Here is a 14,009-nt window from a genome sequence, read left to right as displayed (position 1 = left end):
CGGCCGGGGCGGCCCGCAGTGGGCGACTACCCGTGTTCGCCCGGGCGAACCGGGCCCGGACCAGTGCTGCGGCCGGCGTACGACCGCCGCTCCCGCCACCGGCCGTCGGGCCTCCCGGCCGGGTTCAGCCGGTGAGCCGTCCGCCTGCCCCGGCGGCCTGCTTCACCTGCCGGGCCGCGTCCGCGCGCTGCCGGGCGTACAGGATGCCGAGGCCGAAGGCGGAACGGTCGTCGGGCGGGCCGGCCGCGGCGATCCCGGCCAGGCCCCGCTCGCCCATGACGCCGTCCTGGTGGGCGCCGAGCGGTTGCTGGATCCCCTTGGCCCGCTTGCGGAGCCGGGCGGCAGGACGGCCGGCGAACGGGGTGACGCTCTCGGCCGCGTACCGGGCCCGCTTCGCGGCCTTGCGGGCGCGATGGAGCCGGTCGTCCTGCTGCGGGCCGGGCGCCATGTCCAGGGCCTGGTCCAGCCGCCGGGAGGCGCGTCGCCGCTGCCGGTCGAGCATGCGGCGGGCCTCGGCCCGGCCCCGGGCGGCCCGGCGCTTCAGCGGGGGACGCGCGGCGAGGTGCTCCACGGCGTCGAGCAGGTCGAAGTAGCGCCGGCCTTCCATCGCCCGCACCACGGCGTGGTGGGCCTCCCGGTACCGCGCTCCGGACCAGCTGCGGATGCGGGCCGCCGTCTCGGCGGGGTGGCCCTCCGGCGGGAGTGCGTCGGCCTGTCCGCCGAGACGGCCGGCGATGACCTCGGCGTCCCTGGCGCGGCCGAGGACCTTGCCGAACCAGCGCAGCTCGTGGTCGAGCGGGTCGGTGGCCGTCCGGTCCAGGATCCGCCGGTGGGCCGCCAGCGCGCTGCGCAGCCGGCGCACCTGGACCCGCATCCGGTGGACCGAGTCGGCCTCGTCGAGGCGGACGGCCGGGTCCAGCGTCCGCAGGGCCGCCGCCTGCACGCGCAGGTGGCCGGTGAGCGCCTCCCCGACGGAGCCGCTCCTCGCCCGGCGCACGGCGGGGCCGCCGGCGGCCGGGCGGGTCCACCCGCCGGCCTCCGCCCCGGCGGGGAGCCGGCCGGCGAGGGCGTGGCCGAGCTTGGACTGCTGGGCGGCCCGGTCCAGCCCGTGCCGGTGCAGCTCCGCCTCGACCGCGTCCAGCAGACCGGTGCCGCCGTCGACCAGTTCGACTTCGGTCTCCACCCAGTCGACGGCGTCCGGTGCCGGCGCCGGCCCCGGCGCGGGTGGCGCCCCGCCGAGGACGCGGGCCGAGACGGTGTCACGGGCCAGCTCGGCCAGGGTGTTGCCCTCCGCGTCGGCCAGCAGGGTCAGGTCACGTCTGGTCCGCAGGTGCACCACCGGCGCCAGGGGCCGGCCGCGGGTGTCCAGGGCCGTCCGCGCCAGCAGCTCCGGCGGCGGGTGAGCGGGGGAGCCGTCCGTCAGGGGCAGCCGGCTCTCGGTACGGCTGCCGTCCTCCCCTGGCGTTTTGAGGTGCCAGCCCGCGTCGTGGCCGCCGGTGCGGCGGCGCAGGGTGACGCCCCGGCGCAGCAGGCGCAGGTCGGGGGTGTCGAAGTAGACGGCGTCGAGTCGCTCCGTGCCGCCGGTCCGCACCCGGGCCACCTGCGGCAGCCGCTCGGCCGGCAGCGGATGGTCCAGGGCGCCCGCGTAGTTGCGCTCGGTCTCCTTGTGCACAGTGGACATACCGTCCGTCTGCCCGGCCGGGCCGGCCCCAACCGCCGCCCGGGCCGGCCCGCCGACGCGGCGAACCGGTGGTCGGCGGCCGGGGGAGGTGTCGGCCGGGGCACCGGGTGGGACGGCTGAGACGACGCACTGTCCGGACGAGAGGTGAGCCGATGCTCGGGATCACGGCGACGCAGACCCGCCTGGAGGTGAACGGCGAGCCGGCCGCCCTGCTGCTGGACAACCGGTGCACCCTGCTGGACGTGCTCCGCGAGCACCTCGCGCTGACCGGTCCGAAGAAGGGCTGCGACCACGGGCAGTGCGGGGCCTGCACGGTGCTGGTCGACGGGCGGCGGGTGAACAGCTGCCTGCTGCTGGCCGTCAGCCTGGACGGCGCCTCGGTCACCACCGTGGAGGGGCTGGCCGACGGCGCGGAGCTGCACCCGGTGCAGCAGGCCTTCCTGGACCATGACGCCTTCCAGTGCGGGTTCTGCACCCCGGGGCAGCTCTGCTCGGCGGTCGGCCTGCTCACCGAGGCCGAGCGGGCGGGCGAACGGCTGGACGAGGCGTCCGTGCGCGAGCTGATGAGCGGCAACATCTGCCGGTGCGGCGCCTACCCGGGCATCGTCCGGGCCGTGCTGGAGGTGGCGCCGTGAGGGAGTTCGGCTACCTGCGCCCCAGCAGCGCGGCCGAGGCGGTGGAACTGCTCGCGGCCGACCCGGGCGCCCGCTACCTGGCGGGCGGCACCAACCTGGTCGACCTGATGAAACTGGGCGTGGAGCGGCCCCGGCTGCTGGTCGACCTCGGCCGGGTGCCGCTGCGCGACGTCGGGCCGACGGACGACGGGGGCCTGCGGATCGGCGCCCTGGCGCGCAACGCCGACCTGGCGGCGGACCCGCGGGTGCGCGCGGCCTACCCGGTGCTGTCCCAGGCGCTGCTGGCGGGGGCGTCCGGCCAGCTGCGCAACGTGGCGACGACCGCCGGTAACCTGCTCCAGCGCACCCGCTGCCTGTACTTCCAGGACACCGCGAAGCCCTGCAACAAGCGACGGCCGGGCACCGGCTGCCCGGCCCGCGAGGGTGTCCACCGCGACCTCGCGGTGCTCGGGGCCTCCGAACACTGCGTGGCGACCCACCCCTCCGACCTGGCGGTCGCCCTCGCCGCGCTGGACGCCACCGTCGAACTGCTCGGCCCCGACGGCGCCCGGACCCTGCCCGTCACCGACCTGCACCGGCTGCCCGGCGACCGGCCCGACCTGGAGCACCGCCTGCTGCCCGGCGAACTGATCACCGCCGTCACCCTGCCACCGCCCGCACCCGGTGCCCGCTCCGCCTACCGCAAGGCCCGCGACCGGGCGTCGTACGCCTTCGCGCTGGCCTCGGTGGCCGCCGTGCTCGTCGTCCGGGAGGGCCGGGTGGAGCGGGTGGGGATCGCCTTCGGCGGTCTCGCGGCCAAGCCGTGGCGGGCCCGGACCGCCGAGGCGATGCTGCGCGGCGCCCCCGCCGACGAGGCGTCCTTCCGGGCGGCCGCGGAGGCCGAGCTGGCCGGCGCCCGGCCGCTGCGCGACAACGGCCACAAGGTGCCGCTGGCCCGCAACCTCGCGGTGCGCGTCCTGTCCGGCCTCGCCGCGGGGAGCGTCCGATGACCGATCACGTCCGCCTGGAGGGCCGTGACAAGGTGACCGGCGCGGCCCGGTACGCCGACGACCCGCGCCCGCCCGGCGCCGTGCACGCCTGCCCGGTGCCGGCCACCGTCGCCCGCGGCGAGGTGCTGGCCGTCCACCCGGGCGAGGCCGACCCGCGGGTGCTCGCCGTCCTGACCCACCTGGACGCGCCGCGGCTCGCCGATGCCGGAGACCCCACGCTGGCGGTGCTGCAGTCCGCCCGGGTGGCGCACCGCGGCCAGGTCGTGGCGCTGGTCGTCGCCGAGACCCTCCAGGCCGCGCAGCACGCCGCCGCCGGCGTGCGGGTGGAGTACGCCGAGGAGCCGCACGACGTGACGCTGGTGGCGGACCACCCGGGCGTCTACGCGCCGGAGGAGGCCAACGGGGGCCATCCGGCGGACCGGGTGCGCGGCGACTTCGAGGCCGGGTACGCGGCCGCGGAGCTGCGGATCGACGCCACCTACCGGATCGGCCCGCTGCACAACCACCCGATGGAGCCGCACGCCTCCACCGCCGCATGGCAGGGCGGCCGGCTGACCGTCCACGACTCCAGCCAGGGCGGCCACGGCGTCCGCAAGACCCTCGCGACGCTGTTCGGGCTGCCGGAGGACCAGGTGCTGGTGGTGAACGAGCACGTCGGCGGGGGCTTCGGGTCCAAGGGGACGCCGCGGCCCAACGTGGTGCTGGCCGCGATGGCGGCCCGGGTGGTCGGCCGGCCGGTCCGGCTCGCCCTGCCGCGGGCGCAGCTGCCCGCCCTGGTCGGCCACCGCTCGCCGACCGTGCAGCGGGTACGGCTGGGGGCCGGCCGGGACGGGCGGATCGAGGCGTTGGCGCACGAGATCCTGACCAGGACCTCGACGCTGAAGGAGTTCGTCGAACAGGCGGCGGTGCCGGCCCGGGTGATGTACCGCTCCGCCGTCTCCCGGACCACCCACCGGGTCGTCCGGCAGGACGTGCCGACGCCCTCGTGGATGCGGGCACCCGGCGAGGCCCCGGGGATGTTCGCCCTGGAGTCGGCGATGGACGAGCTGGCGTCGGCCTGCGGGCTGGACCCGGTCGAACTGCGGCTGCGCAACGAGCCCGGGGCCGAACCGGACAGCGGTAGGCCGTTCTCCAGCCGCGGTCTCCCGGCCTGCCTGCGCGAGGGCGCCCGGCGGTTCGGCTGGGCGGGCCGGGACCCGCGTCCGGGCGTCCGGCGGGAGGGCCGGCTGCTGGTCGGCACGGGGGTGGCGGCGTCGACCTACCCGGTGCTGATCGCCCCCTCCTCGGCCGAGGTACGGGCCGAGCCGGGCGGTGGGTACCTCGTCCGGGTGAACGCCGCCGACATCGGCACGGGGGCCCGGACGGTCCTGGCCCTGGTCGCCGCCGAGGTGCTGGCCGTGCCCGTGGAGCGGGTGCGGATCGAGGTCGGACGCACCGACCTGCCGTACGGCTCGGTCGCCGGCGGCTCCAGCGGGACGTCGTCCTGGGGCTGGGCGGTGCACGAGGCCGCGACCCGGCTCCGGGAGCGCCTGGCCGGGGGAGCGCCCCTCCCCGCGCGGGGCCTTTCGGTACGGGCCGACACCCGGGAGCTCGTGGGGCGGGGGACGGAGTTCGCCCGGCACGCGTTCGGCGCGCAGTTCGCGGAGGTCCAGGTGGACACGGACAGCGGGGAGGTGCGGCGGCGCCGACTGCTCGGGGTGTTCGCCGCCGGGCGGATCCTCAACGATCGGACGGCGCGCTCACAGCTGGTGGGCGGCATGGTGATGGGGGCCTCGATGGCCCTGCTGGAGGAGTCCACCATGGACCCGGGCTTCGGCGACCACGCGGAGCGCGATCTCGGCTCGTACCACGTGGCGGTCAGCGCGGACGTGCCGGACGTGCAGGCGTACTGGGTCGAGGAGGAGGACGCCCACGTCAGCCCGCTCGGGTCGAAGGGCATCGGGGAGATCGGGATCGTCGGCACGGCGGCGGCCGTCGCCAACGCGGTGCACCACGCGACCGGCGTACGGGTGCGGGAGCTGCCGGTGGTCTCCCGGCGCCTGGGGGAGCTGCCGGCCTGACCGGGCGGGCGGCGGGCCCGGTCAGGCCGGGCCGGCCGGGTTCGATGCCGCCGGCCCCGGGAGCCTGTCTCCGGGAGCCGGCCTCGGGGAGCCGGGCTTCGGGCGACGGCCTCGGGTGCCGGTCGACGGTTCGGGGCGCGTTCCGGGGGCAGACGCCTGTCGAACCCCTCCCACCCGAAGGAGGTCCGCCATGCCGCGCGGATCGAGCCCCAAGCGGGAACGGCAGTACGAGCACATCAAGGAGAGCGCCGAGGAGCGGGGCGAGAGCCCCGAGCGCGCCGCGGAGATCGCGGCCCGGACCGTGAACAAGGAGCGGGCCCGGCACGGCGAGTCCAGGACGGCCAGCCGCTCCTCCACGCACGACATCTCCTCCGGCCGGCGCGGTGGGCTGCGCTCCCACTCCGGCCCCCAGGGGCCGACCTTCGACCAGCTCTACAACGAGGCCAGGCAGCGCAACGTCAAAGGCCGTTCCAGGATGAACAAGAAGCAGCTCGCCGACGCCCTCGGGCACTGACCGCGCCGCCGGCCCCGCGCCGCCCCGCAGGGGCACGCGGCCGGGGTGCGCCCCGCACGGTGCACCCCGGCCGGTGGCGGACGACAGGGAGACCTGCATGACCCTCTCACATCCCGCCGCCCGCACCGACGGCGCGCCCGGCCGGTTCGAGCGGCTCGCCGAAGCCGCCTCCAACCTCACCGGCTCGCCGGCGTTCTCCCTGTTCTGCGTCCTGCTGGTGGGCGGCTTCTTCGCCGTCCACGCGGCCGGCCTGTCGACCGAGTGGCAGATCCTCGTCGGCGACACCATGGCGGCGATCACCCTGCTCCTGCTGGCACTGCTGAAGAACACCGAGCGCCGCGCCGAGCACGCCCTCCAGCGCAAGCTCGACGCCATCGCAGCCGCGCTGCTGGAGCAGCAGGAGGGGCGGGGCGGCGAAGCCCACGAGGAGCTCCGGAAGGCGATCCGGCTGGAGGAACGGCTCTGACGCGGGCGTCCGCGCCCGGGGGCGGACGCCTCGGCCGGCGCGGGCCGGGCCGACTGGCCGCCCCGGTCGGGCGACCTCAGCCCTGGCCCTGGCCGTACGCCTCGGTGAGCAGCGGGAGCCGTGCGCCGCAGCTCTTGCACCCCACGCTGACGGGTGCCTGTTTGTAGATCGCTCCGGCCACCCCCAGCGATCCCTCCACCTGCCGGGAGCCGCAGTGCGGGCACGTCCGTGGCTCGAAGGACCGCTCGCACGGCACGCAGCGGTGCGAGCGCCAGCCTTCGGGCGTCGGGAGTCTCACCGTGTCGGAGCTGCCGCACGCCGGACAGTCGATCTGGTCCACCACCGTGGGCTCCTCTCCCGGTCCGCCGTCCTGCGGGCCCGGCCTCGTCAGGCACTTGCCCGCTGGGTGCGCGGTCACACGTGCGGCGGGCGGGGGAGCAGCCGGTCCGGGCGCTCCGGCCCATCCGGGGGCCCGGCGGCGGAGCCGTCCCGGCAGCCCCAGGAGGAGGGACGGCGGCGGCGCCCGATCCGCTGCCGGGGCGGATCGGGCATGGGGAGCCGCCCGTCCGGGCAGGTGCCTTCACGTGGCTGCCCGGCACCGCCCGCCCGGGCCGCTCCCGGACGGCGGGGGGCCGGTCCGTCCGGATCAGGCCGGCGCTCACCGGGTCGGGCCGGCCACCGGGGCGGGCCGACGACGATCGCGAGGGAGACCGTATGACCAGCACCGGCTTCGCTCCCCGGCGCCCACCGCTCACGCTCGGCATCGAGGAGGAGTTCCTGCTGGCCGACCGCCGCAGCCGGCGGACGGCTTCCCGGGCGGACCAGGTCATCGCGGACGTCGGGGCGGTGCTGGGCCCACGGGTGCAGAACGAGTTCTTCGCGACCCAGGTCGAAGTGTGCACGGAGCCGGTGGCGACCGCGGCGGAACTCCGCCGGCAGCTCGTCGACGGCCGGCGGCTGACCGCAGCGGCGGCCCTGCGGGCCGGCTGCCTGCTGGTGGCCTCGGCGAGCGGGATCCTCGGCGGCCGGCCGCCGCAGATCACCGAGGGTGACCGCTACCGGAGGATCGCCGACCACGTCGGCCCGCTGGCCACCGGTTCGGGCGAGTTCGGCGGCTGCCACGTCCATCTCGGCAGCCTCGACAAGGCGGACGCGCTGGCGCTGAGCGGCCGGCTGCGCCCGTGGCTGCCCGTGCTCCAGGCACTGATGGTCAACTCCCCCTTCGCCGGCGGCCGGGACCGCAACTGCGCCAGCTGGCGGGCCCTGCGGTACGAGCGGTGGCCCACCGTGGGCCCCGCGCCGGTGCTCGACGAGGCGGGCTACGAGGTGCTGGCCGCCCGGCTGGTCGCCGACGGCACCATCCTGGACCGGCGGATGCTCTACTGGTACGCCCGGCCGTCCGAGCACCTGCCGACCCTGGAGATCCGGGTGGCGGACGTCAACGCGGCGGTGGACGACACCGTCCTGCTCGCGCTGCTGCTCCGCGGGCTGGCCGTCGTACTGCTCGACGAGGCGGACCGGGGCGCCCCGGGGCCGGTGGTGACCGACGCGCAGCTGGTGGGGGCCCACCGGCAGGCGGCGCTGCACGGCCTGCACGGTACGGGGGTCGGTCCGGACGGCGTCCCCAGGCCGATGCTCCAGCTGTTGCGCGGCCTGCTGCGACGCAGCGCCCCCGGGCTGGAGTCGACGGGCGACGCCGCGCAGGTGGGCATGCTGCTCGGCGGCCTGCTGGCCTCCGGTACGGGGGCCGAGCGCCAGCGGGCGGTCCAGCGCCGCCACGGATCGCTGGGCGACATCGTGGACGACCTCGCGCGACGGACGGTGGCGGGCTGAGTCCGCAGCGCGGTACCGGGGTGGCGGGCACCCCCGCGGTGGCAGCAGCAACCTGCTGCTCGAACTGCTGCTGATCCAGGTCTGCCACGGCATCCACTCCTTCGTCCGCAACGCGCCACCGAACCGCAGCGCGGCCGCCGTCGGGAACGCCGAGCAGCTGCACCGGCTGGAGCGACTGCTGCACCTGGACGTCGAAGGCGCCCTCAACGGCTGGGTGCTGGGCCACGCGTGGCCGCTGGACCTGATGCCGGACCACTACCGGGTGATGCACTTCGGGCTGCCCGTGGTCGTCCTCGCCTGGCTGCACCGGACCCGGCCGGCCCGCCACCGCACCGGCCGGACGGTGCTGTTCGCCACCACCGGCCTGACGCTCGCCGGCTACGGGGGCCTGCCGCTCGCACCGCCCCGGCTCACCCCCGGCCTGGGGCTGAGCGACACGCTCGCCCCCGCTGCGGCCCTGGGCCCCGACCCGGGCGCGTTGACGGCGTTGAGCAACCAGTACGCGGCGATGCCCTCGCTGCCCATCGCCTGGTCCCTCTGGTGCGCGCTGGCCGTCGTCACCGCCACCCGCAACCGGTGGGTCCGCGTCCTGGCGGTGCTGTACCCGTCGGCCACGCTGCTGGTGGTGCCGAGCACGGCCAACCACTGGCTCCTCGACGCCGTCGCGGCGGTGCCCCTGCTCGCCGTCGGCTGCCTGGTCCAGTACGCCCTGACCGGCCGCCGCCTCCGGTGCCCCGATCGCGACCGTCCCGCCCTGGCCCGCCCCGGGTGACGAGGATGCCACGCTGCCCGCCGTCATGAAGTGTGCCCGCCGTCATGAAGCCGTCGGACAAGCCGCGTGCTGAAGCAGCGGGACGGCGTCACGGACCTGACGGGGAGGTACGCCCGGGAACCGGGCCGCGACGACGGTGTCCGTTCCGTCGTAGGCTGCGGGATCCTCGGCCGGGTCGCAGGACCCGGCGGTCGATGGGAGACGAGCGTGGGACTCATGGGTCAGGGCGGACCGATGCGACTGGTGGTGACGGGCGGCGGCACGGGCGGTCACACCTACCCGGCGTTGACGGCGGTACGGACGTTGCAGGCGCGGCTCGCCGCCGAGGGCCGGAAGGTGGAGGTGCTGTGGGTGGGCACCGCGGAGGGGCTGGAGGCCCGGGTCGCGCCCGCGGAGGGCATCAGGTTCGCGCCCGTCGCGACGGGCAAGGTCCGGCGTTCGTCGAACCCGCTGAAGATGATCTCCCCGGCGAACGTCCGGGACATGGGCCGGGTACCGCTGGGCGCCGTCCAGGCGCGTTCGCTGATCTCGGAGTTCGCACCGGACGTGGTGCTCGCGACGGGCGGGTACGTGGCGGTGCCGGTCGGGCTGGCGGCCCGGTCCTGCGGGGTGCCGCTCGTGGTGCACGAGCAGACGGTGCGGCTCGGCCTGGCGAACAAGGTGCTGGCGCGGGCGGCGACCCGGGTGGCGGTGTCCTCGGAGTCGACCCTGCCGCTGCTGCCGGCGTCCGCGCGGCGCACGGCGGTGGTGACGGGCAATCCGGTGCGGCCGGCGGTGCTGGCCGGGCAGGCCGGGAAGGCGGTGTCGGCGCTCGGGCTGTACGGGTTCGAGCGTTCGCTGCCGACCGTCTACGTCACGGGTGGCGCGCAGGGTTCGGTGCAGATCAACACCCTGGTGGCGGAGGCCCTGCCCTGGCTGCTGGAGCGCGCCAACGTCGTCCACCAGTGCGGTCCGGCGAACGAGGCCGCTCTGCGCGCGCAGGCCGGTGCGCCGGCGCCGCACCTGGCGGGCCGCTACCTGCTGACCGGCTACCTGGGCGCGGAACTCCCGGACGTTCTGGCCCTCGCGGACGTCGTGGTCAGCCGCAGCGGCGCGGGCACGCTCGCGGAGCTGACGGCGCTCGGCAAGGCGGCGGTGTTCGTCCCGCTCGCGTCCTCGGCCGGCAACGAGCAGGCCCACAACGCCTCCCACCTCCAGCGGGCCGGGGCCGCCGTAGCGCTCCTCGGTGAGGTGACGGCGGACGGCCTGCGGGCGGCGCTGGCCCCGCTGCTGGCGGACCAGGCGCGGCGCGAGGCCATGGCGGCGCGCTCCCGGGAGCACGGCCGCCCGGACGCGGCGGAGCGCCTGGTGGACGTGGTGCTCGCGGCGGCCTCGGGCCGTTGAACGGGACCGGCCCCGGTCCCGGCCCCGTCGAGAGGGGCGGGGCAGGGGGCGCGTGAAGTCCCGTCAGCCCAGGTGGATCCGGGCACCGGCCTCGATGAGGCGGGCGCAGGCGGCGAACTCGGCGGCCGGGCGGCCCATCGGGTCGGGGACGTCGCGGTCGTGGTCGAGGTACAGGCGCATCGTCGTGGTGCTGCCGGGGCCGGCGAAGCCGCGCAGCCGGGCCAGCACGGAACGGTCCATGGCGAGGACGAGGTCGGCCCATTCGATCGCCGCGCGGGTGACCCGGGCGGGACGGTGCCGGGTCAGGTCGTGGCCGAGCGCGGCAGCGGCGGCGGTCATCTCCGGGTGGGCCCGGTCCCACCCGCCGATCAGGCCGGCGGAGCGGACCTCGACCGCGCTGCCGCCGAGGTCGGCGAGGACACGTTCGGCGAGGGGGCTGCGGCAGTAGTTGCCGAGGCAGACGACGAGGATGCGCCGGGGCGCGGGGCGGGGGCGGGTCATCGGGTGCCTCCGGTGGCGAGGGCCCGGCTCGGGGCGGCCGCGGCGCGGTGCCGGCCTCGGTGAGGTGCCGGCGGAAGAGCCGGGTGAGGATGCGCCCGACGGGTCGTCCGGTGGCCGGCGGCGGCCGGGCCCTGCGCCGGAACGCGCCCCGGAGGTGATCGGGCGGGGAGCGGGGACGCCGACGCCGATGCCCTCGGCGCGCACCGGAGCAGCGCGGCGCGACGACGCCCGGACACACCGCCACCCTGCCCGCTCCCCGGCCCCGGACCGCCCCGCCGCACCGGACAGGCCGCTGCCCGCCCACCCGTTCGGCGGCTTCGGGTGGCGGGGGCCGCCGGTGCGGGCGGGCCGGGGTCAGCGGGCGAGGGTGGCGTGCATCTCCCACACCAGGATCTCCGCCGGCTCCACGGCGGTGACCTTCTGGCCGCCGGTCGCGGTGAAGCGGACGGCGTCGCCGCTCTCCAGCGGGCCGGACCCCTCCAGGGCGACCTTGCCCCGGGGGACGAACAGGTGCAGGAAGGGGGCGTCGGGCAGCTCGACGCTCTGGCCGGGCCGCAGGCGGGCGACCAGCAGCGCCGCGTGGCGGTTCCTGATCCGGATGGCCGAGGCGCCGGCGTACCTGTCCATCCCCGAGGCGACCGGCACCAGGCCGCCGGACAGCAGCTCGTCGTCGATCTCGCGCTGTTCGTAGCCCGGCGTGATGCCGCGCTCGTCGGGGAGGACCCACATCTGGACGAAGTGGACGGGGTCGGTGTGGGCGTCGGCGCCGTCGAGGCGCCAGGAGTCGTTCTTCTCCGAGTGCAGGATGCCGGCGCCGGCGCTCATCCGCTGGGCGAGTCCGGGGTAGATCACGCCGGAGTGGCCGGTGGAGTCCTGGTGGACCAGGGAGCCCTGCATCACCCAGGTGACGATCTCCATGTCGCGGTGCGGGTGGGTCTCGAAGCCGCTGCCCGGCTTGACGATGTCGTCGTTGTTGACGAGCAGCAGCCCGTGGTGGGTGTTGGCGGGATCGAAGTGTCCGCCGAAGGAGAAGGAGTGCTTGGAGTCCAGCCAGTCGATCTTCGTGGTGAGGCGCTCGCCGGCGCGGCGGACGTCGATCTGCGGGCGGTTCGCGGTGGTGTTCAACGCGTGGTCCTTTCGGCGGTCCGGGATCTCGTCAGGCCCGGGCGGTGTCTCGCGGCACCTGTACGACCCAACATGGTTCATCATTCAACTATTCCACTCTGGGGCCGGCCCGGCTGCGGCGCCCCGGCCCCGCGCCGGGCTGCGGGCTGCGGGCCACGGTGGACGCGCGCCGGGGCCGGAGGCGGGGCGCCGTCGGACAAGCCGCCGCCGACAAGCGGTTCTACGGTGAGGAGAGCCCCGGACACCGGGGCCGGCGCGCCCGGGAACGGCAGCCGGCCCTCGCCGGGGCGGACCCCGTCGCACTCCTGAGGAGACACCCATGACGCACCACTTCGAGCCGGTCCGGCCCGTACTGGAACCGGCTGCCGCGGCCTTCGCCCAGGCCACGGCCGAGCCCCCGTACCTGTTCGAGCTGGCGCCGGCGGACGGCCGCAAGGCGGTCGACGAAGTCCAGTCGGGTCCGGCGGAGCTGCCGGCGGTCGACGAGGAGTGGATCACCGTCCCGGGCGGCCCGACCGGCTCGGTCAAGGCCCGGATCGTCCGTCCGGCCGGTGCGTCCGGCGTCCTCCCGGTGATCCTCTACATCCACGGCGCGGGCTGGGTCTTCGGCAACGCGCACACCCACGACCGGTTGGTGCGGGAACTGGCCGTCGGGGCGGGCGCGGCCGTGGTGTTCCCCGAGTACGACCTGTCGCCCGAGGCCCGCTACCCGGTCGCGATCGAGCAGAACTACGCCGTCGCGCAGTGGATCGTCCGGGAGGGTGCGGGCCGGTCGCTGGACGGCGCGCGGCTGGCCGTCGCGGGCGACTCGGTGGGCGGCAACATGAGCGCCGCGCTGACCCTGATGGCGAAGGAGCGCGGCGACGTGGCGCTCCGGCACCAGGTGCTGTTCTACCCGGTGACCGACGCGGCCTTCGACACCCCTTCGTACCAGCAGTTCGCGACCGGGTACTTCCTGCGCCGCGACGGCATGCAGTGGTTCTGGGACCAGTACACCACCGACCCCGCGCAGCGCGCCGAGATCACCGCCTCCCCGCTGCGGGCGACCGGCGAGCAGCTGGCCGGCCTGCCCGCCGCACTGGTGATCACCGGCGAGGCGGACGTGCTGCGCGACGAGGGCGAGGCGTACGCCAACAAGCTCCGGGCGGCCGGCGTCCCGGTCACCGCCGTGCGCTTCCAGGGCGTCATCCACGACTTCGTGATGCTCAACGCCCTGCGGGAGACGCACGCCGCCGAGGCCGCCATCTCCCTGGCCGTCCGGACCCTGCACGACGCCCTGCACGCCGGCTGACACCCGGCTGACACGCCGGCGGGCTCCCCGACAACCCTCCGGCACCCCGGGGCCGGCGCCGCCGGGCCGGCCCGGGCGACCCCGCCGGTCCGCGCGACCGGGCCGCCCGCACGACCCGGCCCCGACGTCGCGTCCCCGCGCCCCCCGCTGCCGGCCGGGCCGCCGGCAGCGGGGCGCGGCGGTGAACGACCGCCGCCCCCGGTCGGGCCTCAACCGAGCCGGCCGCGGGCCTTCAGCGGTGTCACGGGCAGCTGCGGGGCGGGGACCGGAGCGCCGTCGTACCCGCGCACGGTGCCGAAGCGGGCACCGGACATCCAGTCCTCCCGGGCCCGGGTGATCTCCTCCCCGGTCCGGCCGACGAAGTTCCACCACATGACGAGCTTCTCCTCGAACGGCTCACCGCCCAGCAGGAGCAGCGAACCGTCGGCGAGGGCGCGCAGCGGCAGCTCGCGGCGCCCGCTGCCGAGGTAGAGCATCGAGCCGGGCTCCAGGCGGACGCCGTCCACCTCGGTCAGGCCCGACATGGTCAGCACCGCGTACTCGAAGTCGGGCTCCAGGGGGAGCCGGGCGGCAGCGCCCTCGTGCAGGGTGAGATCGACGCCGACCAGCGGGGTGTGGACGGTGCCGGGTGACCTGGCGCCGTCGAGCGAGCCCAGGATCACGGTGCCGTGCAGTCCGGCCGTGGTGACCGCGGGGAGGTCCGCGTGGTGCTCGAAGGCGGGGTCGGTGTGCCGGTGGGCGTCGGGCAGGGCGACCCAG

General features: G+C 76.5%; 14 protein-coding genes. 9 read left to right on the top strand and 5 right to left on the bottom strand.

What is annotated here, in order from left to right; genetic code table 11:
• Positions 1-124: 124 nt before the first annotated feature.
• Positions 125-1,681 carry a CYTH and CHAD domain-containing protein gene (locus tag IE329_RS25410; RefSeq protein WP_190213296.1) on the bottom strand — a complete coding sequence of 519 codons (1,557 nt, stop codon included), beginning with the start codon at positions 1,679-1,681 and terminating at the stop codon, positions 125-127.
• A 152-nt stretch (positions 1,682-1,833) separates the two neighbouring features.
• On the opposite strand from IE329_RS25410, the gene IE329_RS25405 reads away from it, so the two are divergent.
• From IE329_RS25405 to IE329_RS25385, 5 genes are all read left to right on the top strand, one after another.
• On the top strand, positions 1,834-2,316 hold the full coding sequence (locus IE329_RS25405; RefSeq protein ID WP_190213295.1) for a (2Fe-2S)-binding protein: 483 nt from the start codon (positions 1,834-1,836) through the stop codon (positions 2,314-2,316).
• Positions 2,313-3,305, top strand: a complete 993-nt coding sequence (locus IE329_RS25400) for an FAD binding domain-containing protein (RefSeq protein WP_190213294.1) — start codon at positions 2,313-2,315, stop codon at positions 3,303-3,305. The genes IE329_RS25405 and IE329_RS25400 overlap by 4 nt, the downstream gene beginning before the upstream one ends.
• Positions 3,302-5,365, top strand: coding sequence for a xanthine dehydrogenase family protein molybdopterin-binding subunit (locus IE329_RS25395; RefSeq protein ID WP_190213293.1), 2,064 nt, complete (start codon positions 3,302-3,304; stop codon positions 5,363-5,365). Before IE329_RS25400 ends, IE329_RS25395 begins: the two co-directional genes overlap by 4 nt.
• A gap of 190 nt (positions 5,366-5,555) precedes the next feature.
• The gene (locus IE329_RS25390) at positions 5,556-5,879 is read left to right on the top strand and encodes a plasmid stabilization protein (protein WP_190213292.1); all 324 of its coding nucleotides are present in this window, start codon (positions 5,556-5,558) and stop codon (positions 5,877-5,879) included.
• Between the two features lie 97 nt (positions 5,880-5,976).
• A complete protein-coding gene (locus IE329_RS25385; protein WP_190213291.1) occupies positions 5,977-6,345 on the top strand; it encodes a low affinity iron permease family protein in 369 nt (122 codons plus the stop codon).
• A 76-nt stretch (positions 6,346-6,421) separates the two neighbouring features.
• On the opposite strand, the gene IE329_RS25380 is transcribed toward IE329_RS25385, so the two are convergent.
• Positions 6,422-6,688, bottom strand: coding sequence for a hypothetical protein (locus tag IE329_RS25380; protein WP_190213290.1), 267 nt, complete (start codon positions 6,686-6,688; stop codon positions 6,422-6,424).
• A gap of 371 nt (positions 6,689-7,059) precedes the next feature.
• Between IE329_RS25380 and IE329_RS25375 the strand changes: the two genes are divergently transcribed.
• The 3 genes from IE329_RS25375 to IE329_RS25365 all read left to right on the top strand — a co-directional run bounded on the left by IE329_RS25375 (position 7,060) and on the right by IE329_RS25365 (position 10,333).
• Positions 7,060-8,178: a carboxylate-amine ligase gene (locus IE329_RS25375; protein ID WP_190213289.1), complete on the top strand. Its 1,119-nt coding sequence runs from the start codon at positions 7,060-7,062 to the stop codon at positions 8,176-8,178.
• Between the two features lie 52 nt (positions 8,179-8,230).
• Entirely contained in the window at positions 8,231-8,950 is a 720-nt protein-coding gene (locus tag IE329_RS25370; protein ID WP_190213361.1) for a phosphatase PAP2 family protein, read from the top strand.
• A 216-nt stretch (positions 8,951-9,166) separates the two neighbouring features.
• A complete protein-coding gene (locus IE329_RS25365; RefSeq protein ID WP_229927752.1) occupies positions 9,167-10,333 on the top strand; it encodes a UDP-N-acetylglucosamine--N-acetylmuramyl-(pentapeptide) pyrophosphoryl-undecaprenol N-acetylglucosamine transferase in 1,167 nt (388 codons plus the stop codon).
• A 63-nt stretch (positions 10,334-10,396) separates the two neighbouring features.
• Here the strand turns inward: IE329_RS25365 and IE329_RS25360 are convergent, their stop codons facing one another.
• Positions 10,397-10,834 carry an arsenate reductase/protein-tyrosine-phosphatase family protein gene (locus IE329_RS25360; protein ID WP_190213288.1) on the bottom strand — a complete coding sequence of 146 codons (438 nt, stop codon included), beginning with the start codon at positions 10,832-10,834 and terminating at the stop codon, positions 10,397-10,399.
• A 354-nt stretch (positions 10,835-11,188) separates the two neighbouring features.
• On the bottom strand, positions 11,189-11,959 hold the full coding sequence (locus IE329_RS25355) for a pirin family protein (RefSeq protein WP_229927744.1): 771 nt from the start codon (positions 11,957-11,959) through the stop codon (positions 11,189-11,191).
• A gap of 319 nt (positions 11,960-12,278) precedes the next feature.
• Here IE329_RS25355 and IE329_RS25350 point away from each other — a divergent pair, with 319 nt between their 5' ends.
• Positions 12,279-13,250, top strand: a complete 972-nt coding sequence (locus tag IE329_RS25350; protein ID WP_190213287.1) for an alpha/beta hydrolase — start codon at positions 12,279-12,281, stop codon at positions 13,248-13,250.
• A gap of 209 nt (positions 13,251-13,459) precedes the next feature.
• On the opposite strand, the gene IE329_RS25345 is transcribed toward IE329_RS25350, so the two are convergent.
• Positions 13,460-14,009: pirin family protein (locus IE329_RS25345; protein ID WP_308438401.1), on the bottom strand; the 550-nt coding region annotated here is incomplete at its 5' end.

Source organism: Kitasatospora indigofera, from assembly GCF_014655955.1.
Classification (GTDB): domain Bacteria; phylum Actinomycetota; class Actinomycetes; order Streptomycetales; family Streptomycetaceae; genus Kitasatospora; species Kitasatospora indigofera.
Note: the sequence above shows the minus strand (reverse complement) of the source record. Positions and strands in the feature narration are given on the sequence as shown.